The 24,575-nt window shown below is 56.8% G+C and carries 21 protein-coding genes; 5 read left to right on the top strand and 16 right to left on the bottom strand.

Annotation, left to right across the window (positions count from 1 at the left end; all coding sequences use genetic code 11):
• The first annotated feature begins 3 nt into the window (after positions 1–3).
• The 3 genes from FrondiHNR_RS03265 to FrondiHNR_RS03255 all read left to right on the top strand — a co-directional run bounded on the left by FrondiHNR_RS03265 (position 4) and on the right by FrondiHNR_RS03255 (position 3,745).
• A complete protein-coding gene (locus FrondiHNR_RS03265) occupies positions 4–2,556 on the top strand; it encodes an ATP-binding protein (RefSeq protein ID WP_279353820.1) in 2,553 nt (850 codons plus the stop codon).
• Positions 2,553–3,242, top strand: coding sequence for a response regulator transcription factor (locus FrondiHNR_RS03260; protein WP_279353819.1), 690 nt, complete (start codon positions 2,553–2,555; stop codon positions 3,240–3,242). Before FrondiHNR_RS03265 ends, FrondiHNR_RS03260 begins: the two co-directional genes overlap by 4 nt.
• 122 nt (positions 3,243–3,364) lie before the next feature.
• Positions 3,365–3,745 carry a hypothetical protein gene (locus tag FrondiHNR_RS03255; protein ID WP_279353818.1) on the top strand — a complete coding sequence of 127 codons (381 nt, stop codon included), beginning with the start codon at positions 3,365–3,367 and terminating at the stop codon, positions 3,743–3,745.
• Positions 3,746–3,815: 70 nt separating this feature from the next.
• Here FrondiHNR_RS03255 and FrondiHNR_RS03250 read toward each other — a convergent pair whose 3' ends face one another.
• The 7 genes from FrondiHNR_RS03250 to tyrS all read right to left on the bottom strand — a co-directional run bounded on the left by FrondiHNR_RS03250 (position 3,816) and on the right by tyrS (position 10,469).
• Positions 3,816–4,658: a hypothetical protein gene (locus FrondiHNR_RS03250; RefSeq protein ID WP_279353817.1), complete on the bottom strand. Its 843-nt coding sequence runs from the start codon at positions 4,656–4,658 to the stop codon at positions 3,816–3,818.
• Positions 4,655–5,449 carry a signal peptidase I gene (locus FrondiHNR_RS03245; protein WP_279353816.1) on the bottom strand — a complete coding sequence of 265 codons (795 nt, stop codon included), beginning with the start codon at positions 5,447–5,449 and terminating at the stop codon, positions 4,655–4,657. The genes FrondiHNR_RS03250 and FrondiHNR_RS03245 overlap by 4 nt, the downstream gene beginning before the upstream one ends.
• A 64-nt stretch (positions 5,450–5,513) precedes the next feature.
• The gene (locus FrondiHNR_RS03240; RefSeq protein ID WP_279353814.1) at positions 5,514–6,170 is read right to left on the bottom strand and encodes a hypothetical protein; all 657 of its coding nucleotides are present in this window, start codon (positions 6,168–6,170) and stop codon (positions 5,514–5,516) included.
• An 86-nt stretch (positions 6,171–6,256) separates the two neighbouring features.
• The gene (locus FrondiHNR_RS03235) at positions 6,257–6,859 is read right to left on the bottom strand and encodes an alternate-type signal peptide domain-containing protein (protein ID WP_279353813.1); all 603 of its coding nucleotides are present in this window, start codon (positions 6,857–6,859) and stop codon (positions 6,257–6,259) included.
• A gap of 830 nt (positions 6,860–7,689) precedes the next feature.
• The gene (locus tag FrondiHNR_RS03230) at positions 7,690–8,865 is read right to left on the bottom strand and encodes a HAMP domain-containing sensor histidine kinase (RefSeq protein ID WP_279353812.1); all 1,176 of its coding nucleotides are present in this window, start codon (positions 8,863–8,865) and stop codon (positions 7,690–7,692) included.
• A gap of 18 nt (positions 8,866–8,883) precedes the next feature.
• On the bottom strand, positions 8,884–9,015 hold the full coding sequence (locus FrondiHNR_RS03225) for a hypothetical protein (RefSeq protein WP_279353811.1): 132 nt from the start codon (positions 9,013–9,015) through the stop codon (positions 8,884–8,886).
• Between the two features lie 161 nt (positions 9,016–9,176).
• Positions 9,177–10,469: a tyrosine--tRNA ligase gene (tyrS, locus tag FrondiHNR_RS03220; RefSeq protein ID WP_279353810.1), complete on the bottom strand. Its 1,293-nt coding sequence runs from the start codon at positions 10,467–10,469 to the stop codon at positions 9,177–9,179.
• 166 nt (positions 10,470–10,635) lie between these two features.
• Between tyrS and FrondiHNR_RS03215 the strand changes: the two genes are divergently transcribed.
• On the top strand, positions 10,636–11,349 hold the full coding sequence (locus tag FrondiHNR_RS03215; protein ID WP_279353809.1) for an AAA family ATPase: 714 nt from the start codon (positions 10,636–10,638) through the stop codon (positions 11,347–11,349).
• 143 nt (positions 11,350–11,492) lie between these two features.
• The gene (locus tag FrondiHNR_RS03210; RefSeq protein WP_279353808.1) at positions 11,493–12,815 is read left to right on the top strand and encodes an MFS transporter; all 1,323 of its coding nucleotides are present in this window, start codon (positions 11,493–11,495) and stop codon (positions 12,813–12,815) included.
• 101 nt (positions 12,816–12,916) lie between these two features.
• On the opposite strand, the gene argH is transcribed toward FrondiHNR_RS03210, so the two are convergent.
• The 9 genes from argH to pheS form a co-directional block, all read right to left on the bottom strand.
• The gene (argH, locus tag FrondiHNR_RS03205) at positions 12,917–14,371 is read right to left on the bottom strand and encodes an argininosuccinate lyase (RefSeq protein ID WP_279353807.1); all 1,455 of its coding nucleotides are present in this window, start codon (positions 14,369–14,371) and stop codon (positions 12,917–12,919) included.
• A gap of 21 nt (positions 14,372–14,392) precedes the next feature.
• On the bottom strand, positions 14,393–15,520 hold the full coding sequence (locus FrondiHNR_RS03200) for a DUF418 domain-containing protein (protein ID WP_279353806.1): 1,128 nt from the start codon (positions 15,518–15,520) through the stop codon (positions 14,393–14,395).
• A gap of 25 nt (positions 15,521–15,545) precedes the next feature.
• Complete coding sequence (gene argF, locus FrondiHNR_RS03195) at positions 15,546–16,469, bottom strand: ornithine carbamoyltransferase (RefSeq protein WP_279353805.1); 924 nt, start codon at positions 16,467–16,469, stop codon at positions 15,546–15,548.
• Positions 16,470–16,534: 65 nt separating this feature from the next.
• Positions 16,535–17,734: an acetylornithine transaminase gene (locus tag FrondiHNR_RS03190; RefSeq protein ID WP_279353804.1), complete on the bottom strand. Its 1,200-nt coding sequence runs from the start codon at positions 17,732–17,734 to the stop codon at positions 16,535–16,537.
• Positions 17,727–18,638 (bottom strand): acetylglutamate kinase, encoded by a 912-nt coding sequence (argB, locus tag FrondiHNR_RS03185; protein ID WP_279353803.1) that lies wholly within the window; start codon positions 18,636–18,638, stop codon positions 17,727–17,729. The genes FrondiHNR_RS03190 and argB overlap by 8 nt, the downstream gene beginning before the upstream one ends.
• Complete coding sequence (argJ, locus tag FrondiHNR_RS03180; protein WP_279353802.1) at positions 18,638–19,792, bottom strand: bifunctional glutamate N-acetyltransferase/amino-acid acetyltransferase ArgJ; 1,155 nt, start codon at positions 19,790–19,792, stop codon at positions 18,638–18,640. The genes argB and argJ overlap by 1 nt, the downstream gene beginning before the upstream one ends.
• The gene (gene argC / locus FrondiHNR_RS03175) at positions 19,789–20,835 is read right to left on the bottom strand and encodes an N-acetyl-gamma-glutamyl-phosphate reductase (RefSeq protein ID WP_279353801.1); all 1,047 of its coding nucleotides are present in this window, start codon (positions 20,833–20,835) and stop codon (positions 19,789–19,791) included. Before argC ends, argJ begins: the two co-directional genes overlap by 4 nt.
• Before the next feature lie 33 nt (positions 20,836–20,868).
• A complete protein-coding gene (gene pheT, locus FrondiHNR_RS03170) occupies positions 20,869–23,400 on the bottom strand; it encodes a phenylalanine--tRNA ligase subunit beta (protein WP_279353800.1) in 2,532 nt (843 codons plus the stop codon).
• 4 nt (positions 23,401–23,404) lie between these two features.
• Entirely contained in the window at positions 23,405–24,445 is a 1,041-nt protein-coding gene (gene pheS / locus FrondiHNR_RS03165) for a phenylalanine--tRNA ligase subunit alpha (protein ID WP_279353799.1), read from the bottom strand.
• Positions 24,446–24,575 lie beyond the last annotated feature (130 nt).

Below are 24,575 nucleotides of genomic sequence, written 5' to 3'. Positions count from 1 at the left end.
CCAATGACCCGTGGGACGCTTCACGTTTTACTCGGCGCGGCTCCCGGCGTGGGCAAAACCTACACGATGCTTGAGGAGGGACGCCGCCTGCGCGACGAGGGCAGGGATGTTGTAGTGGCCCTGGTGGAAACCCATGGACGCAGAGCAACCCAGCTGATGGTTGAGGGGCTTGAGGTCCTTCCCCGCAGAGTGTCCGAGCACAGGGGCGTCACGCTCACGGAGATGGACCTGGATGCGGTGCTCACGAGGCACCCCGAGTTTGCCCTGGTTGATGAGCTTGCTCATAATAATGCGCCGGATTCCCGCAACGAAAAACGCTGGCAGGACGTTGAGGAACTGCTCGCGGCAGGAATCAACGTGCTCTCAACCGTTAATATTCAACACATTGAATCACTCAACGATGTGGTAGAGCAGATCACGGGGGTTCCCCAGAGAGAAACCGTTCCCGATTCCTTCCTGCGCGCAGCCGACCAGGTTGAGGTGATTGACCTTTCACCGCTGACCCTCCGTGATCGACTGTCGGAGGGTCACATCTATCCGGCGTCCCGCATCGACGCTGCCCTCTCGAACTTTTTCCGTTTGGGTAACCTCACAGCGCTGAGAGAGCTGGCCCTGTTGTGGTTAGCCGATGAGGTTGATAGCGCACTCAAGGCGTACCGGGCGGAACACGGAATAGAAAACAAATGGGAGGCACGCGAGCGGGTCGTTGTGGCTCTCACGGGAGGTCCCGAGGGAGAAACGCTGCTGCGAAGGGGAGCACGTATTGCGGCTCGTTCGGCCGGGGGTGAACTCCTCGCGGTGCACGTCACTAACCAGGACGGACTCAGCTCTAGCACCCCGGGTGCACTCGCCTCACAGCGGTCGCTCGTCAGCAAGCTTGGGGGCAGTTATCACCAGGTTGTTGGCGATGACATTCCCCAGGCTCTCGTGGAGTTTGCCCGCGCGACCAACGCGACTCAGCTCGTCATTGGGTTGAGCCGCAGGGGACGATTCCTCTCCGCTCTGAGTGGTCCGGGCATCGGTGATGCCGTGACCAAAAATTCCGGCGATATCGACGTGCACATCGTGAACCACTCCGCGGCAGGAACCAGATCCGTCCTGCCGCAGCGCCGAGGCTCTCTCACCTGGCGTAGACGCCTAGCGGGTTTTGCCCTTACCGCAGTGGCTTGGCCCCTGATTACCTGGCTATTGGTCACTTTCCGCACGGAAGATTCGATCACGAGTGATGTGCTCACCTACCAACTTCTTGTGATGGTGGTAGCCCTAGTTGGGGGAATTTGGGCGGCGCTTTTTGCCGCGCTCGTCTCGGGGATTACGCTAGACTTTTTCATTCTTGAGCCGATTAACACCATCACGGTAGCCCAGCCCCTCCACGCCCTCGCTCTCTTTCTCTATATTGTGAACGCGATAGTCGTGAGCTACCTCGTGGATCAGGCCGCGCGCCGGACACGAATTGCTCGACGAGCCGCCGCGGAATCCGAACTCATTGCGAGCGTTGCGGGCAACGTGCTGCGCGGACAGGATGCGCTTCAGGCTCTCACCGCTCGCGTTCGTGAGGCTTTCTCACTCAACGGAGTACGACTCATTGTTGACGGGATCACCCGGTATGAAGACGGTGATTTTGAAGAATCTACCGAGTGCAGTGTCATCCCGGTAACCTCGGACGCAACCGCTACGGATGGCGCACTACTTGAGCTCCACGGCCCCGATCTTAAGGCCTCGGAACGTCGCCTTCTCACTGTGATCATAGCTCAAATCGACGCGGCTCTTGAGCACAGCACACTCGCCAAAACTGCCGAGTCGGTCGGTCCACTCACAAGAAATGATCAGATGAGAAGCGCCCTCCTTGCGGCAGTAAGCCACGATCTGAGGCGCCCGCTCGCCGCCGCCACGGCAGCAATCAGCGGCCTGCGGTCGCAGGACATTGTGTGGTCAGACGGTGATCGGGAAGAGCTCCTCGCCACGGCGGAGGAAAGCCTCGATTCTCTCTCGGAGCTGGTCACCAACCTCCTTGATGTCAGCCGGGTCCAGGCTGGTGTGCTTGCTGTTTCGCTCATCCCCCTAGAAATCGATGATGTGATACTTCCAGCACTCGACGAACTCCAGACGGGACCCTCCCAGGTGGAGCTTAATCTCCCCTCAAATCTTGCAAGGGTATACGCCGATCCGGGGCTTCTCCAGCGGGTTGTGGTCAACCTACTCTCCAATGCCCTGCGCTACTCGCCACCCAAGCGGCGCGTCCTGGTCACCGCGAGTTACTTTGCGGGACATGTAGAGATTAGGGTAGCCGACAGCGGTCCCGGGGTGCCCGAAAATCGTCGGGAAGATATGTTTGTTCCGTTCCAGCGGCTGGGAGATACGGATAACATGACGGGCCTCGGCCTGGGTCTTGCCCTTTCCAAGGGGTTTGTTGAGGGCATGGGGGGAACCCTGGAAGCCCATGATACTCCGGGCGGAGGCCTCACCATGGTGGTTCGCCTTCGCGCTGCCACAGACGACGCTCAGTCTGCTCCTTCACCCACCACACCGCTAAAACACCACAGGGAGACTTCGTGAAGATTCTGATCGCCGACGATGATCCTCAAATTCTGCGGGCGCTCCGCGTCACCCTGCGGGCACGGGGATACAACATCGTTACCGCGGCAGACGGTGCCGAGGCGCTCAACCAGGCAATTGAGCAGCATCCCGACCTGGTGATGCTTGACCTGGGCATGCCTCACCTGGACGGGCTAGACGTTATCGCGGGCCTTCGAGGCTGGTCGCAGGTTCCCATCCTTGTTGTTTCCGGTCGCACGGGAGCCGCCGATAAGGTCGAGGCGCTCGACGCGGGGGCTGACGACTACGTGACCAAGCCGTTTTCCATGGATGAGCTCCTGGCGCGCATCCGTGCCCTCACTAGAAGGCAAACGAACACCCCTGATGATCCCGTCATCACGTTTGGCGACATCACCGTTGACCTTACCGCTAAACAGGTCACCCGAAAAACCTCCGATACTTCGGAACCCGTGCGCTTAACCCCCACCGAATGGCTCATATTTCATCAGTTGCTGCGGCACCCTGGAAAGCTCGTAACAAAAGAGGCGCTACTGACCGAGGTTTGGGGTCCCACTCATCCCGGCGATAACGGTTACTTACGACTCTATATAGCTCAACTCCGCAAAAAGATAGAAGCCGAGCCGTCCCGCCCGCGACACCTCCTCACCGAACCAGGCATGGGGTATCGCTTCGTCCCAGACGCTTAGTCTCCATAATCCTTAGGAGCGATATGTCCCTCCAATCTCTTCTCGGGTCTGTTCTGAAGGAACAAACAGGTCTACATTGGAAATATCTAAACACCGCCTCAAAGCGGAAGGAGATGCGGACGATGAGCAGAATGGATGACTCAGCGCGAGACTATGATTTTGATATCGAGTCGGCACTAGAGTATGAGCGCACGGAGGAGCTTCAAGACAACCTCGACGAGGAACTCATGGATGACTCGCAGCAGGGGTTCGATTCAGAGCGTCGTGACGGTTTTGAGATCATTGATGGCTTTGGCCAAGTGGATGACGGTTACGAACCGGAGGACGGTACCTACGACCCGGAGGGTGAGGGTTTTCACTCGGAGCAGGAACCGCTCGAAACAGATGTTGATCTTCACACTCACGACAAGTGGAGAGACTCAACAACGGTTACCGAGGGCAGCGAGGTGCTCGACGAGTATGGCGAGGATGTTTCTTCCTCGCCCGAGAAACTCGCGGAGTAAGCTCTCCCCCACGAAAACACAGCAAACGTCTGTGTTTGTCCCTATGCACTGGACCGGCCAGTTGCCTTGCTTAGAGGAGAGGTGCGTCGTCCTCGGTCTGTTGCTCCTGCCTGCGTTTACGAGCCGCAAGGAATAGACCGCTGGCGGTAAGGGCCGCCGCGAGAAGAATCCAGAGTCCGGTAAACACACCGGTCAAAGCTAAGCTTCCGTCCCGGTCACGGACATTTTGCCCGTTGGCATCCTGACCCTGCTCGTGGCCATCGTTACCCTGTTCATTGTCGTTGTTACCCCCTTCAGGTAGGGTAACGTCGTCATCACCCGGAGGCTGGGGTGGATCAACAATAATGTTGTCTTCGTCACTCGGTTCTAAGCAGACACCATCTTCAATATTGAGAGGCGCTCCGTGCAGGGCCGTAAGAATATCGAAAACAGCACCACCCTCTCCACGCGCTTCCAACGATGTATGAGGAGAAACGTTCACCGTGCTCACGAGTTCAACGCTCTCTCCCTGTTTAAGGGGAACGTCGCGGAGCGCTACCGCACAGCTTGCCAGGGCAATTGTGTGCACGCTGGATTCAGTAGAGGGCGTAATCGACAGGGAGAAGGCATCCTGCGATCCGGAGCCTAGCTGCATATTTCCCACCTGAATCGAAAACACCGCGTCCTGCTGCGATGCGTTTTGAATCCAGAACGACTCTGTGAAGTTCTCTCCGGGCACAAGAAGATAATCCGAGCTAAAAATAGGACGACTCAGCTGCGTATCCCAGTTCACACCGTCATTACTGACCAGAATTTTAGGGGGCACAGCGGGCACCACGGGAGGCTGAAGACCCAGAGCGGCCACGGCGGCACCACCAAGGGCAAGCAGAATCACAGCCCCAAACGTAGCAAAGGTAAGTTTGAACCGCTTCATTCGTGGTTTCCTTCCTGAGCACTCTTACGTCCAACGAAGTGAGTTATGACATACCCAAAGCCCCAAAAGATGAAAATTCCACCAATAAGTATTGGTAACATCAATCGGATGTTCATATCGGGGAGAGTAGCACTCGTTGCACCAATCTCTGACGTACTTGAGTCTAAAAAGTTGACAACGAGACCCAAGTAGGGAATCGCATAGATAAGGACTCCCCGCACCTGCTCCTCAATAACAGGGCGGGGGTCGTTAAGCGTATTGTTATCGCCACGCATGGTGAACGCTATTTCACCAGAAGCATTTTCCCGGATTCCCACGACTCGGTGTGTAACAACCTCGGGACGTCCAGACTCTAACTGATAGGTCACAACATCACCCACACGAATATCCTCTACCGCACGAGGTTGTATAACCACGATCGTTCCCGGCGGTAGTGTGGGCTCCATTGAACCTGTCAAAACCGTAAGAGAGGTCGCCCCAAGAAAACGCGGGACCACAACAAGAGAGGCAACCGCAACGACAAGAGCGGCAACAAAAGCAGAGAAGATAGTCGTCATGACCACGTCGTAGGCTATCCGCCCTTTTGTGCGAGCCTTTTTTGTCGACGCAGTTTTCCCGGCTGTGGTTTTATAACCACCGCTCAGTCTAGTTTCACGTCGGGTAGGGAGAGGAAGAATGTAGAGTTCACGAGTCTGCACATCTTCTAGTGATCTTTCATCGGAGCTACCTTGGTGAGAGTGCCGAGCGGGAAGAACGCGTAGTTCACGAGTGTGTGTTGTATTTATGCTCATGTGCGATATGCCTCCCCCCGACGGATACTTTCATCATGATGTGAACGTAATATAAATATGCTGGTTAGCGATGCTGATCGGCTCGGATGTCAAAGACAAAAGGAACTGTCTGAGCCTGAACAGAGTTTGGAGCATCGTCCAGTAGTCTTACGGCAACGCACACATAGGTACTACCCTGCGGTGCAAGCGCACTGGTTGCTGGAACAAGAGCAAGCGGATTCTCGGCGTCTACTTCCGAAAAAGGCGTAAAAGTTTCTGACGGTCCGATGACACATGACGCGCTCGCGGACCGCCACGTGGCTATTACTAGCTTGTTAAGAAGCTCACTCTGCGTATCTGTCATTTCTTCTTCAAAGCGAATGCCAAAAATACTCAGCGTGAGCGGTGTAGTTCCGGTGTTGTGTGCACGCAACACCCCAATAGCGGTGTTCCCTGGAATCAAATCGCTCGCTGAATCGGTGAGATCAGTGAAGCTGTAGCTTGGAGGAGCATTTTCTGCGGGATCACTCGGCGACGGATTTTGTCCATCTTTATCGCGAAGCTGAAAAGCGAGGTTACCTAGGGTAAGGGTGTCGCTAGCGCCAACTTCTGAGGCCCTCCACAGAGCGAAGGTTCCGCCACTCGGGACTGCAAGAAAAGCAGCTACTGCAGAAATCGTGAGGATTGACACCCAAAACCACCATTTTTTGAGGATGTTGTGAGTCGATACGTGTTCAGACATTTCCACATTCCTTTCCTCAAACGGCTGTGTTGCTGGGTGCCACACCGGGTGAGACACCCAGCAACATTACTTATAACAACCCCTAATTAGGAGGCTGAGTTTTCGAAGACCTGCTCCAGAACGAAGTCTGTCTTGGAAAGGTCTACGGTAGACAGGACACCAACACGATCTTTAGCGTTTTCAGGGTTGAAGGTGAAGGTAACCTGCTGTGTGAAAGTTGCGGTTCCACCGTTAATGGCACTGCCAAAGCGCCAAACGTTGGGGTTCTCTGGGTCAGCAACCGGAAGTGTTGCACCACCGCCGGGGAGGAATGCCGTCGAGATGTCCAGGAAGTCCTCAGCGGTACCGCCATCCGTCACACCCTCGGTAAAGGCACTAGCCACATCGATAGACAGGTCAGCCTTCATGCGGTCACCCGTAAGGGTGACAGCCAGAGGCTGAGTCAGACGCACCGAATCTCCTGGAACCAGACGCAGAGTAGAGATATCTTCAACCTCTTCCCACTCACCGGCCACCAGAACGTGCCATGCGCGGCCATTCTCGGGAACCGTAAGGTTAAGGTTACCCAGGGCAAGCTGTCCGGCCTGGCTCTGCGCGGCTACGTTCCAGAGTGCAAGCGTTCCGCCCCCTCCAATCAGGAGCGCTGCTCCGAGACCACCGACAAGAAGACCTTTCGAAAGCCTATTCATAATATTTTTCTCCCAAATGTTTTAATATTCAGGCAGGACATTAAAAGCCCATTTTTAAGAAGCATACGCGCAACCCATAACAAAGTTAGGGCTTAATAACGATCCCCCAAAAAAGTTCCCCAATTGTACTGCCGTAACTAATATAGTAGCGACGAGGCCAAGTACCCAAGACTCAACCCTAGTAGATAAGAATACGCGGCTCCCTACTAAGAATCAAGTCTCATTTTGACCTTTCACCTGGGTTAAGGCTCACAACCGGGGTTACCACTACCCTACAGACTTCTTACAAAAACAAGTAACCTGCATAATTAGACAGGTAACCTGCATAATTCGATAAAGGTTCATCAAATTTCGGCATTATTCTCATCGGAAAAGCAAGAAATTGCCCGATGGCAAGAGTTTCCCTTGCACAACACTTCTTGCGACCAGATAAGTCTTGTTTCACCCGGTTGCGTGTGTTTGACCCCCTAACGATCAAACACACGCACACTCAAGAAACATAAGATTTCACCTCGTCCTCTTCAGCGTGAGAGGAAAACTCTTACGCGATTTAACCGACGGAAGAACAAGTTCAACGGGTCAGGTTAAAGGATATAAGCAGAAAACCGGAACAAAACAAGAAGTGTCGTAAATACAATGCAGAGGTGACGGGCTTCCCTCTCAAGACTAGATCTTGGCTGAACCCCCCGGGTAACTCCCTCAAAGATTAGCTAACACCTGTCGCATAATCATTGCTCTAGGTGACGCCTCAACCCTCCCTGAACGTTCAAAAGCAATATAAGTTGTGTCAGCCCGCCACGAAAATCACCCCCTCACCGCCCGCAACTCTCTCAGGAAGCAAATTTCACCCCCACCCTGAGCCCCCCAGTTGGAGACGGCTCAATATTCAAGTTCCCACCGTGTCTCTCAGTGATCGCCAACACAAGCGATAATCCAAGCCCCCGGTTTGCGTGTCCGTCACTGTTCGTGCGGCCTGAGACGCGATAAAAAGGATCACAGAGATACCTCGCCTGCTCTTCTGTAATTCGTTGTCCACTGTTTGACACCGAGAGAAGAACACTACCGATTGAATCACGCGTTAGTTCCACCCGAATATAACCGCCCTGCACATTGTGATGAATACTGTTTTGCACCAGATTGTTAATCAGCTGACGAAGAAGAACGGGGTTACCCTGGATGATAAGAGGGGATTCGTCCCCCACGGTCAATACCGCGTCAAGACCATGAGACGCAATTTCGTCTTGCGCCTCATTCATAACATCTCGAACCAAATCAGAGAAGTCAACGGGTTGCATTCTCTGCACAGCGGAATCAATCTCTGCCAGGTCAAGAAGCTCCTCTACGGTTTTAATACTGCGCTCATTCATCTCCCGTAACCGCTCCAGGAGAGGGCGCTCTTCGGGTGAGGCTGTAAGAAGAGCCACATCAATCATCGTGCGAGACGTAGCCAGTGGAGTCCTAAGTTCATGAGAAGCATTTGCGGAAAATCTACGATAGGTCGCAATCGACCTCTCGAGCACAGTCATCATAGAGTCAAAGGAATGCGCTAAATCCGATATTTCGTCGCGTGGTCCCGATAATCCGATCCTGTGATTCAGTTCTCCTGCAGATGCTCGCTGTGCTGCAGCGCTTACGTATTGCAGAGGTCGCAGCATCCGCCCTGCAACAACCCATCCCACCCAGGCACCCGCGATGCCGAGCACTATAAGCGCGATAATCGAAACAATGAGCAGCAGGGTGAGAACATCGTTCTGTGAATCAAGGCTGATAAGGCTCGGTTGCGCCTCTATAGTCGCACCGATCGAGTCCGCCTCCGGATACCCCTGAGGAGAGGTTTCAATCGTCTGGGTCAAAGGAGTGAAGTTGTATTTGGGAATCACCCCCACAAACACATAAATAATGGAGAACATCACAATTCCTGCGCCGCTCAGCAGGATGGAATAGGTGAGAGCAAGACGAGCACGCACGGTAAGGCGATAGTGAGGCTTTTTCTCGCTTAGCTTCACAGGCCACCCCCGAAATTTTTAGTCTCGGTCAGTAACAACTGCATACTCCGCCCCAACTGCGGCACCGTCAACCGGCATTACTTCCAGGCGAAGTCCAGCCCTCACAGCTTTTGCTCGATAGACCGCATCCTTAATAATCAAGACACGCATTTTCCACCTCTTTCTCTCTAATATAAGCAGAGCAAGGATAAAAAAAGCATAAAGATTTTTCGGCAACGACCCCACTAGCAGGTGTTGTAGTTACTAGAGACATGCGGTGCCACGTCAGACCTGTAGGGCGGCGCGGCACCGGAATCGCGAACGTGCGGTGTCTATCCCAAAGTTATTGCGGCCAGGGTCTTTTTGCCTCGACGCAACACGGCATGTTTGCCCCCGATAAGAGAACCAGTCTCCAGCGACGCATCCGATACGCTCACCACAGCGTTGTTAATGTACACCCCACCCTGATCAATCGCCCGTCGAGACTCACCCAAACTCTTGGTGAGTCCGGCATCAACCAAGAGCTGGGCCACTGGGGTGCCAGGTGCCGCCGTCACCTGCGGCAGTTCAGCCAGAGCAGCAGCCAGAGTATGTTCATCAAGTGATGCCAGATCGCCCTGACCAAATAGCGCCGCGGAAGCGTTTATCGCAGCCTGCGTTGCCGCGACACCGTGAACAAGAGCGGTAACCTCAAACGCAAGACGCTTTTGCCCTTCCCGCTTAAAGGGCTCGCTCTCCACCACTACAGCAAGACGCTCGATCTCCGCACGGCTCAGAAAGGTAAACACCCTCAGTCGTGTCACAACGTCGGCATCATCGGTGTTGATCCAAAATTGATAGAACGCGTAGGGTGAGACTAGAGCCGAATCAAGCCACACGGCATTGCCCTCGCTCTTACCAAACTTGGTTCCGTCGGAGTTGGTGATGAGGGGAGTTCCAATGGCGTGCACCCCTACCCCCTCAACCCGACGAATCAAATCTGTACCGCTCGTCAGGTTGCCCCACTGGTCGCTCCCACCGGTTTGCAGGACACAGCCGTAGGTACGGTAAAGCTGAAGGTAGTCAAAACCCTGAAGAATCTGATAGCTAAACTCCGTGTAGCTAATGCCCTCCTCCGAGTTAAGGCGAGCGCTCACCGCCTCCTTTTTGAGCATGCTTCCCACTCGATAGTGTTTACCGATTTCACGCAGAAAATCGATGGCACTGAGCGGTGCGGTCCATTCCAAGTTGTTCACCATTCGCACCCCATTGGCGCCCTCGGCACTCAAGAAGCGCTGAATTTGCGCTCGCAGGTACCCCACCCATTCCTCGACGGTCTCTTTGGCATTAAGCGTGCGCTCAGCGGTAGGACGAGGGTCCCCGATCAAACCGGTTGAACCACCAACCAATCCGAGAGGCTTGTGTCCGGCCAATTGAAGACGTCGCATAAAAAGGAGCTGCACCAGATTGCCCAGGTGAAGGCTCGGCGCCGTGGGGTCAAAACCGCAATAGTAAGTGACGGGATCCCCGTCTAAGAGCTTGCGCAAGGCCTCGGCATCGGTAGAAACGTGCACGAGTCCGCGCCACACAAGCTCATCCCAGAGAGATTCGAAACTGGGATCGTTGCCTTGAGGGGCGGGGGTCATAACCCCATCATTTATATTCGACACCTGCCTATCGTAGCAACGCTTAGCCGGGTGGTAACACTTCCAAACGACACTATCTCCTGAAATCACGCTTCGATGTTTAGCCGTTGATCCGAGTGGACGATGAGTCCAACGATTGTCATCGGCGTCACCTATGCTAACGAGCATGATCAAACACACACCTTTGCCCGTCAGGAGAGTCGAGGAGCACGCGCTTGCCCCAGCAGCAAAAGACAAATGGCCCGCCACGATTCCCGCCGTGCGCCAGATTCTGAGCGAGGGGCTAGACCTCTCCCCCCTCACAGTGCTCGTAGGAGAAAACGGGTCGGGTAAATCCACAATCGTTGAGGCGATCGCGGAGGCCTTCGGTCTGAATGTTGAGGGCGGAACCCATAACGCAATGCACCACACCGAACGAACCGAATCAAACCTGGCAAGCAATCTCCAGCTGGTCCGTGATGGAGGTGCGTCAAAGAAAGGTGTGTTCTTGCGGGCGGAGACTATGCACAGCCACTTTACCTACATAGCGGATGTGGTTGATGGGGGAAGACATAATTTCCAAAGTCACGGCGAATCCTTCATTGAGTTTTTCACCACGAGGGCAAGCATTCGAGGACTCTGGATATTCGACGAAGCAGAATCGGCCCTCTCCTTCAATGGTTGCCTCACACTCCTCGCTCAGATCGTGCAACTACTCGAACACGACTCCCAGGTGATCATATCAACGCACTCCCCCGTCCTTGCTTCCCTCCCCGAGGCAGAAATCTTTGAGCTCGGCGAATCGGGCATTCAACGCAAAGACTACAGCGATTTAGAGTTTATCCAGAGTTGGAGGCGATTTCTCGATGCCCCGGAACGCTACCTACGCCATCTCCTTTAGAAAAGTTCACACTATCCTCACCACATAAGGGCCGTCACTTAGGACTCACGAAGCAGGCAGCCCACCCGGTCGAGGCAGGGTGTCCAAGAAAATTTTTACTCACGTCATCATCGTTTGCAATAGTATAAATCAAAAGCTCAATTATGAGTATCATTATCATCCGATGGCGAAGCAAGGGTTCATCGTACATGACCGAGTTCGATAGAGAATCACCTTCCAGTTTCACAGAGAAAATAAAGAAAAATCTCTCCAGTCCGGTACTGCGCACCCTCATGCTTGCAGCGACCGTGAGTACAGTTGGGCGCGGCATATTTATCACGCTGAACGTCCTCTACCTCACCCGGTTTGTCGAGCTGAGCCCTATCCAGGTGGCGCTTATACTCCTCCTCGCCGAGGGGGGCGGAGTAATCACATCTCTTTTAGCAGGGTACTTGGCGGATCGATTAAGCGCCCGACTATTAGTGACATTTTTCATTGGAATCGAAGGCTTAGGTCTCATTGCATACGTTTTTGTCAATGACTTTATCACTGCCCTCGCTGTGTCAATTACTGTTTTGGCCATGCACAGCTCAGCCGAATCCGTACGTGCGGCCATTATCGCCCGAGCTTTCACCGGTGAGGATCGTGTCTCTACGCGAGCCGTCCTGCGCACAATAGGAAATGTTGGCATTGCGTTGGGCGGCGGCTTTGCTACTATCCCACTCATTATCAACAGCGCTACCGCTTACCATGCTCTTTTAGTTACAGCCGGGGCCACCTTTATGGCGAGCGCCCTACAGCTTAAACGTCTACCCTCACGTGTTGACGCACCCTCTCGAACTCAACCAGAGAATAATATGCACCCAATAGGACCCACCCACAAAGAAGGAATCTCTCCCTTTAGAAACCCACGCTATATAGGGTTAAGTATTTTCTCCGGGATTTTTGGTATGCAGTTCGGTCTGGCCGAGGTGGGAGTCCCCCAGTGGATCGTGACTCACACAGACGCACCACACATAATGGTTTCTGTAGCGCTCATTCTGAGCACATTACTTGTTATAGCATTTCAAATTCCCGCTTCACGAGGCACACACGATGTTCGCTATGCTGGGCGAATATCAAGTTGGGCGGGGATAATAATGCTCCTGGCCTGCCTGCTCTACGCATTTTCCTCGAAAATCTCACCAGTTTGGGCTATCGTGCTTCTTGTGGGCGCAGTAACCTTCCACACCTTTGCCGAAATATTTTCGACCTCTGGCACCTGGGGACTCAGTTTTGAACTCGCTGACCACCACAGAGTGGGTGCCTACCAGGGAATGTTTAACATGGGGTTCTCCCTAGGCGCGATGTTCGCACCCGCTGTAGTTACCATCACCGCACTTGAACTGGGAACTGTCGGTTGGTTAATCCTCGGCGCAATTTTTGTAGTTGCCGGATGGGGTATCCGTTATGTATCGAGGCTCGCTGATACCACTCCCAAACGATAATTCCCCGACACTCGTAGGAACAAGATCACCCGATAAAGCAGGCTTCACACCCTCAAAGGTCTCCCAGCACCGCTGAGAGAGCGAGTCTTGGGAATCGTATGCTAACGGTAGTGATCCGCAATCTGTTTCAGGTGAGCAAGCTGCTCGCGTACACGCACGGCGGCGGTTCCCCCCACACCGATGCGGCTATTTATAGACCCCTCCACCGTGAGGACCTCACGAACGGATGCGTTCAGATGCGGCGACACGTCGGCCAGCTGCTCATCGGTGGGTTCGTGAAGCTCGAGGCCGCGCTCCTCACAGAATCGAACCAGCTCTCCCGAGATCTCGTGCGCATCACGAAAAACCACACCCTGTTTCACCAACCACTCCGCCACATCGGTTGCCAGGGAAAATCCCTGGGGTGCCAACTCAGCCAGGCGGTCCCTATTAAACTCGAGCGTTGCCATCATCCCGTTAAACGCGGGGAGCAGAACCTCGAGCTGATCCACCGAGTCAAAAAGCGGTTCCTTATCCTCTTGAAGATCCCGGTTATAGGCAAGAGGCATAGCTTTCAGCGTGGCAAGCAGGCCCGTGAGGTTTCCGACGAGACGCCCCGATTTGCCCCGCGCAAGCTCCGCAATATCGGGGTTCTTCTTTTGGGGCATAATCGACGACCCCGTGGAAAAACTATCGTGTAGACGAACAAAATCAAACTCACGGGTTGCCCACAGAATGATCTCCTCGGAAAGACGTGAAAGGTCAACGCCAATCTGAGTCAAGATAAACATGAACTCCGCGGTGGTGTCGCGCGAGGCGGTTGCATCGATCGAATTGTCGCACGGGGCCGCTAGCCCCAACTCGCTCGCCACGAGCGCGGGATCGAGACCCAACGAGCTTCCGGCAAGAGCACCCGCACCGTACGGGGAGCGCGAACCGCGCAATCTCCAGTCGTGCAGGCGCTCCAGGTTGCGCACAAGAGGCCAGGCGTGAGCCGCAAGCTGGTGGCCCAACAAAACGGGCTGAGCGTGCTGCAGATGGGTACGTCCGGGCATAGCCGCATCCGGATAAGCTTCGGCCTGAGCAACAAGAACATCGATGAGTTGCACCAGCAGACCGCGAATTATCACCTCGTGATCCAGCATGTAGAGCCGCACGAGCGTAGCGATCTGATCGTTACGGCTGCGACCGGCACGGAGCTTTCCGCCCAGCTGAGCGCCAGCACGCTCAACTAAGCCCCTCTCAAGCGCGGAGTGCACGTCTTCGTCGTCGTCGTCCGCCACAAAAACTCCGCTGCTCACATCGGAGCGCAAAACCTCAAGCGCTCGATGCATATCCACAAGCTCCCGCTCGCTCAGGTATCCCGCCGCCGCGAGCGCAACCGCGTGAGCCTTGGAGCCGTCGATATCGTAGTGCGCCAGGGTCCAGTCAAAATGGGTGGATTTGCTGAGCCGCTGCAGTTCAGGAGACGGCCCGCTCGCAAAACGTCCACCCCATAGAGCACCCGCCTCACCCGCACGGTTTGTGTCGGTTGTATCTGCCGCGGCTTCGGAGCGGGGAGAATTGTTCTGTGACATTGCTGAGGTACCCGAACTATCTTATGAGGATGATGAAAATGTATGCCCGGCTGGGGCTTGTTCCAGTGTACTGTCTTTGGCTCGGGCGGCACGATTTGATACCGAAGTGAGCATCCACTCAAGCGGCCCCCTCCCCAGCACCTGTATCCACAGAGAGCAGAGCATCAGGGTTACCCCGGCCAAAACCACAAAAAATAGCGTCGCTGACTCGCCTGTTCGCGTATAACCCACGGCGCTCATGACCACGATCTGCAGGGTGTAGGAGGTGAGCGCCATCGCTCCCGTGGCCGCTAGCGGATAGAGAACGGGTCGTGCCCGGGCGGGCACAAGCAGACACAATCCGATAATCGCCAGGGCAAATCCCGATGCCCCCACCACCTCAAAGGTTGATCCGCTGTGGGGCTCGATAGAGAACATAGGATCCTGTATCACACCCCACAATATCGCACCGGTTCCGTAACCTCCCACAGCAAGCGACACCCCCACAATCAGGAGTCTTCGCTGGACCCGAAGGTCACCCAGATCTAACCGCCCCACGCCAAGCCCCAGAAGCACAAACACAATCCAGATGAGTCCCGGATACTCGCCTAGCACGACAAGATCCGCAAAAAACGACCAGGAATAGGCATCCTCCAAATAGAGAGAGATAAGGATATTTGTTGCCAGGGGACCGATCAGCGCGAGAGAGGCAGCCATCCCAAAAACCGAGGAGGGCCGCCATCGCAAAAACGGAAGCGACGCGATAAAAAGCATTCCGTAAACCGGCAGAATGATTGCGATAGGGGTTCCCAGAGTCTCAAGTATTCCACCGATAGCAATAATCACAACCGCCCGGGTGAAGATCCGTAGCCGCGCCTGGAGCAGTGGTACCCCGGATACCGCCCGGGTACGCCCCGAGATGATCGCCACCGAGATACCGGCCAATACCGCAAAGAGCACGGAGGAACGGCCATTTACCACGTCACCCCAGGTGCCGGGATCTCCCCAGTTAAAGTCCTCAAAAATCAGCAGATGGGCGGCCAGCATCCCCAAAACGGCAAGCCCCCGGGCCATATCAAGACCCACAATGCGGTTCTTATTGCGGAAATACCTTACATAACGGCCCGGAGCCGTGCGGGGGGTCTGCGAAACATCCGGATTCTGTCTCATGGCAATTTTGTTGGTATCGCTATGACTAACGCTGGGTTAGAAGCCAGGCCAGGAGTGCTTTTTGCGCGTGCACCCGGTTTTCTGCCTCGTCCCACACCACGCTACGTGGGCCGTCAATAATCTCGGCAGACACCTCGTAGTCACGGTACGCGGGCAGACAGTGCAGAAAAATCGCGTTGTCCTGCGCGTGCGAAAAGAGCTTTTCGGTCACCCGATAGTCGCCAAAAAGCTGCAGGCGCTCCTCTTTCTCTGCCTCCTGACCCATTGATATCCAGGTGTCGGTGACAACCACGTCACTACCCGTCACCGCCTCGATCGGATCGCTCCCAATCCACACCTCGCTGCCGCGCGTGCTCGCGAGGGCAGAGGCATCCGCCACGTACTCCGGGCGGGGAAGATACCCCTCGGGACCCGCGATACGCACGTTCATTCCCGCCGTGGCACAGCCCAGAAGGTAGGAGTGCGCCATGTTGTTTGCGGCATCTCCGAGGTACGTGAGGGTGAGACCGGCTAGGTCTCCCCGATGCTCACGAACGGTGAGCAAATCGGCCAGTACCTGACAGGGGTGAAAATCATCTGACAGCGCGTTGATGACGGGAACGGTTGAGTGCTGGGCCATCTCTTGCAGGCCCTCCTGCGAGTAGGTTCGCCAGATAATGGCGGACACCATGCGCGAGAGCACCTTGGCGGTGTCTTCGATCGACTCTTTTCCGCCGAGCTGGCTCGTTTGGGAGTCAATAATGAGGGGACTCCCACCCAGATCCGCGATGCCCACAGCAAAACTCACGCGCGTGCGGGTGGAGGTTTTGTCAAAGATAACGGCTGCGGTCTGCGGCCCCTCAAGCGGACGCAACGAATAGGGATTCGTTTTAAGCCTGAGCGCGAGCTCAAGAACCTCATTTTGCTCAGCGGGGGTTAGATCATCGTCTCTCAGAAAATGGCGGGTCATAAAGCAACCTTAGCGGGACGGTTGAACCAACACATAATGGGTTACAGTATGTGCGCGAGACTCAATCAGCTATCCTCCAGCAGGGTGAGGGCCCGCCCCAACTTCACGCGAAACTCGGCAGTGTCGTCGGGAGTCACCGTGAGCGGAGGTGCCAGACGAAGGGTAGAGGGATTAGGCGCGTTAATAATGAGCCCACACTCAAGCGCGGCCGCCACCAATTGCTGAGCCACGGGCCGTGTCAGGGCAATACCCAGCAACAGTCCAGAACCCCGTACCCCCTCGATAAAGGGAGAGTTCAAAGTCAGAATGTGGTCGGTGATCTCCGCCCCGCGCACGCGGGCCGCGGCCACCAGATCGTCCCGCTCAATCACATCCAATACGGTTTTAGCCGCGGCTGTTGCCAGCGGGTTACCCCCAAACGTGGTGCCGTGGCTGCCCGGAGTAAACAGTGTGGATGCCTGCCCCACCGTCACGAGTGCCCCGACAGGAACCCCGCCGCCCAACCCCTTGGCCAGGGTAAACGCGTCGGGAATAATCCCCTCGTGCTGAAAGGCAAACCACGATCCGGTGCGGGCAACACCGGTTTGAATCTCGTCAATAATCAAGAGGGCACCAGCCCGAGTGGTGAGCTCTCGTGCCCGTTGCAGATACCCGTGGGGAAGCGGGTGCACCCCGTCTTCTCCCTGGATGGGTTCAACAATAATTGCCGCCACCTCCGAGGCATCGGCTCCTCCCAGAGCCAGCTCAAGGGCCTCCAGCGTGGCGGGGATATGCACAACCCCGGCCGGCATCGGTTCAAATGGCGCGTGCAGGGCGGGTTTGCCAGTAAGCGCAAGCGCCCCCATGCTACGACCGTGAAAACTGTTCTCCAGAGAGAGGATGCGAGGACGGGCGGTACCACCGTGCAGGCGCGCCAGTTTAAAAGCGGCTTCGTTGGCCTCCGTGCCGCTATTGGCAAAAAACACACGTGCGCTCTCGCCCACGCCCGCGTGTCGGATGATCGTCTCAGCCAGTTCAATCTGGGGACGCGACGCAAAAAGGTTGGACACGTGAATCATCTGGGCGGCCTGCGTAGACACAGCCGCCACCAGGTCGGGGTGATTATGCCCCAGCGAGTTCACCGCAATTCCGCCCAGGAAATCTAGATAGCTCTTACCCGACTCGGAATACACATGGCTGCCACTACCATAGCTCAGTACCTCGGAGGGGTTAAAGGTGGGTACCAAGCTGCGCTTGTACTCCGCTTTCCACCGCTGATCAGTCATCTTTTCCCCTAATTACTTCGGTGCCAATACCGCGCTGCGTGAATATCTCAAGAAGGATAGAGTGGGGAACCCGCCCGTCAATAATGGCGGCTTTTTCCACACCGCCCTCAACCGCATCCAGGCACGCGTTCATCTTGGGCACCATACCCGACTCGAGCGAGGGCATCAACTGTCGCAGTTCGGGCGTTTCAATCACCGACACCAATGAGGTTTTATCGGGCCAGTCACTGTAGAGTCCCGCAACATCGGTGAGGATCACCAGCTTGGCCGCACCCAGCGAGACAGCCAGGGCAGCGGCTGCGGCATCCGCGTTAATGTTAAGCGCGTGACCGGGATTATCGCGGTCGGGGGCGATGGACGAGATTACGGGGATGAGGCCGGCCTCAAGCTGCGCGTGCACCGTCGACGGATTCACAGTGACCACGTCACCCACCCGACCCAGATCCACCTCGGCACCGTCAATCGTGAGCCTGCGCTTTCGCCCCTGAAAAAGCCCCGCGTCCTCACCCGAAATTCCCGTGGCAAGCGGTCCATGCTCGTTAATCCGGGCGACAAGTTCGGGGTTAATCTTACCGGTGAGAACCATGCGCACCACATCCATGGCCTCGGGCGTGGTCACCCGGTAGCCACCCCGAAACTCGCTTGTAATATTGAGCCGATCGAGCATGCTCGATATCTGCGGTCCACCGCCATGAACCACAACCGGTTTGAGGCCCGCGTAGCGCAGATACACAATGTCCTGGGCAAAAGTGCGGGTGAGTTCCTCACTCACCATCGCGTTGCCGCCAAACTTAATAACGATGATCTGGTCTCGAAACTTTTTGAGCCAGGGCAGGGACTCAATCAGAACACCCGCTTTTGTGGCCGCCTCGGAGTAGCTCAGTGTGCTTGATGTTGTGGGCATTAGCTAGAATACGCGCTGTTCTCGTGAACGTACTCGTGGGTAAGATCATTTGTGCGGATGGTGGCGGTGTGCTCCCCCACGCGTAGATCAACCAGCAGATGCACGTCGCGCTGAGTAAGATCAACCTCCTCCCGCGGACGATCCGGTCTGCCCTGGTGACACACACGCACACCATTCATGGACACGTCAATGTCATAGGGGTCACACTCAGCATCGGTAGTGCCGACGGCAGCCAGCACACGACCCCAATTGGGGTCGTTGCCAAAAATCGCGGCTTTAAAAAGGTTATTGCGGGCGATACTCCGACCCACAACCAGGGCGTCGTTCTCCGTGGCCGCACCCACGACCTCAATGTTGATGTTGTGGCTGGAACCCTCGGCATCCGCCTGCAATTGTTGTGCCAGATCATCACACACCTCGGTGAGGGCCACCATGAACTCCGCAAGCGGCGGAATAATCTCGGACGCGCCCGAGGCCATGAGGGTAACCTGGTCGTTGGTGGACATACACCCGTCGGAATCAAGACGATCAAAGGTCACCGAGGTGGCCGCGTGTAGGCAGTGGTTAAGCTCCACCGCGGTGAGGTCGGCATCAGTAGTAATCACCACAAGCATGGTGGCCAAGCCGGGCGCGAGCATTCCGGCTCCCTTTGCCATGGCCCCAATCGACCAGCCCTCCCCGCGAAATACAGCGGTCTTTTCGACGGTGTCAGTGGTAAGAATCGCGGCGGGCGCGGTGGTGTTCTCAGGGCTCAACGACTCCACCAGAGTGGGGATCGCGCCGACAATGCTGTCGCGAAACTCCTGTCCTCCCGTACCAATGAGGCCGGTTGAGCAGACCAGAACATCGCTTGCAGAAACACCCAGTTGATCGGCCACAGTCTCTGCAGTGAGATGTGTGGTGCGAAATCCAAAGGGGCCGGTAAAGCAGTTGGCACCACCCGAGTTGAGGATAACCGCCGCCGCCCGTCCGTCTTGCATAACCTGCCTGCTCCAAATAATGGGGTGTGCCTGCGCCCTATTGCTGGTAAAAACAGCGGCCGCAGCCTGGCGTGGTCCCAGGTTGTGAACGAGTGCGAGGTCTGGTTTCCCCGTTGATTTCAGACCCGCAGAAATACCCGCCGCACTAAAACCGGCCGGAACAATTACGCTCACGGAGCTACTCCATCTGTGTTAAGGCCGGAAGTCTCCGGCAAGCCTAGGGCAATATTAGCGGATTGAACGGCAGCACCGGCCGTTCCCTTCACCAGGTTATCTAGAGCGGCAACAATAACAACGCGCCCGGCAGCCTCATCTACGGCCACACCCATCAGGCAGGTATTGGCGCCGAGGGTATCAGCCGTGCGAGGAAACCGCCCCTCGGGAAAAACCTGCACAAAAGGCTCTCCCTCGTAGGCCGCCTCCCATACAGAACGTACCTCTTCGGCACTCACGCCCGGCCTGATGCGGGCGGTGGAGGTAGCCAATATACCGCGCGACATGGGGACAAGCACCGGGGTGAAAGAAACGCTCAGATCATCGGTTGCCCCCGCCGTGCGAAGCGCCTGTTTAATCTCGGGAATATGTCGGTGGGTTCCCCCCACCGCGTAGGGGTTTGCGGAACCCAAGATTTCGCTTGCCAACAGGTTAACCCGCGGGTTCTTTCCAGCGCCGGAGGGACCTACCGCAAGAACCGTCACAATATCGGAGGACTCAATCACACCCGCGGCAATGCCCGGTGCCAGAGAGAGGGCAACGGTCGAGGCGTTACATCCGGGAGCGGCAATACGCTTTGTGCCCACCAGCCTGTCGCGCTGACGTCCCGCCGTCACGGGAAGCTCGGGAACACCGTAGGTCCACGACCCGTAATACTCACCCCCATAAAAGGCCACCCAATCAGACTCCCGCTCTAGCCTATGGTCTGCCCCGCAGTCGATCGCCAGCGTATCCGAACCCAATTGCGAAGATATTTCGCCCGAGGCCCCGTGAGGAAGCGCAAAAAAAACGACGTCGTGTCCGGTCAGGTTCTCACTCGTGGTCTCCACGAGGCGCAGGTGCGCAAGCGAACGCAGGTGCGATTGCACATCACCCAGCAACTGACCGGCGTTTGAGTGCGCCGTCACCGTTTTTATCTCGTAGTCGGGGTGCGCGGCCAGGAGCCGCAGCACCTCGCCTCCCGCATAACCGCTCGCCCCTGCTACAGCTACAGAAAAAGTCACAGAACTAATCTACCCGCTTAAGAGCGCCCGAGACTACTCGCGCAGAATAGCCCCGTAGCGCGTGACGGCAAGCGCAACGCCCGCCAATTTTGCTTCGTTGGCCTCCGCCGCGGTCAGGGTGCGGTCCGGCGCGCGGAAACGAAGAGCAAAGGTGAGGGCCTTTTGTGACTCCTCCAGACCGCTTCCGCGATAGTCGTCCACCAGACGGGCATCCTCAAGAAGCTCTCCTGCTCCCGAGGCAACCGCGACCAGAACATCCGCAGCGGGGGTCTCCGCCGCCACAACCAGCGTGAGATCCTGCACCGCCGCAGGGTATGACGAGAGGGGGGTGTAGTCCACTCGAGTGCGGGCAGCGGCAATCAGCAGGTCAAGGTTCAGCTCAACCGCGGCTAGACGGTGAGGAAGCTTCATATCCCCGCCGATCGACGGCAGCAGCTCACCCGCATACCCCGCAACGATCTTCGACGAGTCAAGCTCCACCACAAGTTCTGCCGTGCGGCCCGGATGGAAAGCCTGGTGACTCCCCTGACGCACTTCAATATTCACGGCCAAAGCCATCTCGATCTGGCGGACGATATCTAGGGAATCAGTCCAGTCGAAAAGACGCTGCTCAAGATCCGGCTGCTTGAAAACCGCAGGCCCCGTTGCGAGGGCCGAGATAAATCGGGGCTGCGGAGGAACACTCGCGTGGATAGCCTCAAGAACCTCGCGAGACGGATGCTCACCCACCCGGGGAATCTCCGTCACACCGTAGTTCTCTTCCCTCTCGGGCAGGAACACGGTTCCCAGTTCAAAGAGGGACACACCTGTGAGGCCCCGGGAGTGGTTACGCTGAACGGCCTGCAGCAGACCGGGAAGCAGCGAGCGCCGCATCACCCCGGCCTCGCTATCGAGCGGGTTGGCCAGCTTCACCGACGCTACCCCATCGCCCGCGGGCGAGCCATAAAGATTATTAGCCTCGGGGGAGGTGAAGGGATAGCTCTGTATTTCGACGGTTCCGGCGTTTGCCAGGGCGTCTGCAACCGCGCGGCGTAGCTTTTGTTCCCGGGTAAATCCGCGTCCGGGCGGTGCCACGGGAAGAATCGAAGGAATCCTGTCGTATCCGATAATGCGCGCGACCTCTTCGGCCAGCGCGGCGGGAAAGGTGAGGTCGGGACGCCAGGTGGGAGGTGTCACGGTGAGCCCACCCGGGGAGGGTGACACGGTAGATCCGATGAGCTCCAGCGTGCTGTGAATCTCGTGATCGGTAAATTCGGCACCGATCAGACCCGTCACAAACCCGTCAGCCAGGAAGATCGGCTCAGGAGAGACACTGTTTTCTAGCATCGATCCCAGAGTGTCAGCCGTCCCCCCGGCCAGCTCAACCAACAGATCAACCACCCGCTGTGACGCGGCACGCGGCACCAGAGGGTCTACACCGCGCTCAAAACGCTTGGCCGCCTCGCTCGGAAGGCGATGGCGGCGCTGGGTGCGCGCAACCGAGACGGGATCAAAGATAGCCGCCTCCACCAGCACGTTGCTAGTGGCGTCGGTGATCTCTGTTGAGGCTCCTCCCATCACACCGGCCAGGCCGATAGCACCGGATTCGTCGGCTATCACCAAGTCTTCGGGGTCAAGCTTGCGCGTATTCTCGTCGAGGGTCACCAGCGTTTCTTTGGGGAGCGCGCGGCGCACCGTGATTCCACCCGTGAGCCTGTCGAGGTCGTAGCCGTGAACGGGGTTGCCCAATTCGAGCATCACGTAGTTGGTGATGTCAACAACAAGCGAGATCGGACGGATACCCGCCAGGCCGAGCCGCGAGGCCATCCACTGCGGCGTGGGGCGGGTGGGGTCCACTCCACGAACCACCCGCGTGGTAAAGATGGAAGAGCCGATGTTGCCGTGAATGGGTGCTTCGTCCTTCACCGTCACGGAAAAGCCTGACACTTCACCGGGGGTGATCGCAAACACCGGATCACGGAAGGAAGCCCCGGTGGCGTGCGAGTACTCGCGGGCGATGCCCCGAATCGAGAACGCGTATCCCCGGTCGGGAGTCACGTTCACCTCAACGGCACTGTCATCCAGCCCCAGGAGCGGTTTTGCGTCGGCGCCCGGCTCGGGGTCAAGGCCGATGCGAGACAGCACAAGAATGCCATCATGATCCTCACCAATGCCCAATTCACGAACGGATGCGATCATGCCGTCGGATACGTGGCCGTAAGTTTTACGGGCGGCTATCGCAAAGCCTCCGGGAAGCACAGCCCCGGGCAGTGTCACAACCACTTTGTCACCCACCTCAAAGTTGTGGGCACCACACACTATCCCACGAACGTCCTCACCACCGTCGGCAGCCCGCTCTCCCTCGGGGGCGACCCGCACCTGACACCAATTGATGGTTTTGCCATTGGTCTGTTCCTCGGGCACACGCTCAAGCACCTGACCCACAACAACGGGACCCTGTACCTCGGAGCGGTGAATGCCCTCTTCTTCAAAGCCTACGCTCACCAGGGCGGCGTGTAGCTGCTCCGGTGTGGTTTCCGCGGGAAGGTCTACGTACTCGGCTAACCAGCTGAGAGGGATGCGCATATGATTAGACCACCGTTCCAAATTGTGTGTTAAACCGAATGTCTCCCTCAACCATGTCTCGCATGTCGTTGAGGGCGTTGCGGAACTGGAGAGTACGTTCAATTCCCATGCCAAAGGCAAACCCCTGGTACTCCTCCGGGTCGATACCGGCCGCCCGTAAAACGTTGGGGTTTACCATGCCGCAGCCGCCCCACTCCACCCAGCGGGCCCCACCCTTAGCTCCCGGTTGCCACACGTCCATCTCGGCGCTGGGCTCGGTGAAGGGGAAGAAGTTGGGTCGAAGCCTGATCTTTGCTTCGTCGCCAAAGAGCTGACGTGCGAGGTGCTCCAGGGTTCCTCGCAGATGGGCCATCGTGAGACCACGATCGATGGCTATACCCTCCACCTGACTAAACACGGGTGTGTGTGTAGCGTCCAGCTCATCGGTGCGGAAAACCCGTCCGGGAGCCACAACATACACGGGCAATTCGCGGGCGAGGAGCGCCCGAAGCTGCACGGGCGAGGTGTGGGTACGCAGGAGAAGGTGACTCTCCACCGGCTCCACAAAGAAGGTGTCCTGCATCGCACGCGCGGGATGATCCGGAGCGAAATTCAGCGCATCAAAGTTAAACCACTCGTTCTCGAGCTCCGGCCCGTCGGCAACCTCCCAGCCCATGCCGACAAAGATGTCGGAGATAGCATCCTGCATTGTGGAAAGGGGGTGGCGGGCTCCCGCGCGCCAGTGCGCGGGAGCCGCGGTAACATCTACACTCTCGGCTGCGAGCTTACGAACCTCTTCCTCCACCCGCAACGATTCCTCGCGCGCGGCAAAGGCCTGGTTCACACGCCCCCGCGCCTGCCCCACGAGCTTGCCGCTCGCGGCCTTCTGATCGGACGGCACGTTCCGTAATTGCGCGTTGAGTCGGGAGAGTGCCGAGCCTTCGCCGGTGTGAGCGGCACGGAGGGCTTTGAACTCCGCGAGGTTTGTAGCTGTGGCCAGGCTTGCGAGCGCTTCTTCGGCGGCGGCCTCCACGGCTTCTTCGGTGATGGGATTGGTCTCTGACACAAGACCCTATGTTACCGGAGTTTCCATCCGCATTTAATGCTCATCTCATGCACGTTTACTAAACGATTGTGCACTATAAAGGGAATCCTAAACCCCGCCACGCGATTAGTGAGAATCGCAACATTTTCAA

This window comes from Lysinibacter sp. HNR (assembly GCF_029760935.1).
Taxonomy (GTDB): Bacteria; Actinomycetota; Actinomycetes; order Actinomycetales; family Microbacteriaceae; genus HNR.
The sequence above is the reverse complement of the archived record's forward strand: the minus strand, read 5'-3'. Positions and strand labels throughout refer to the sequence as shown.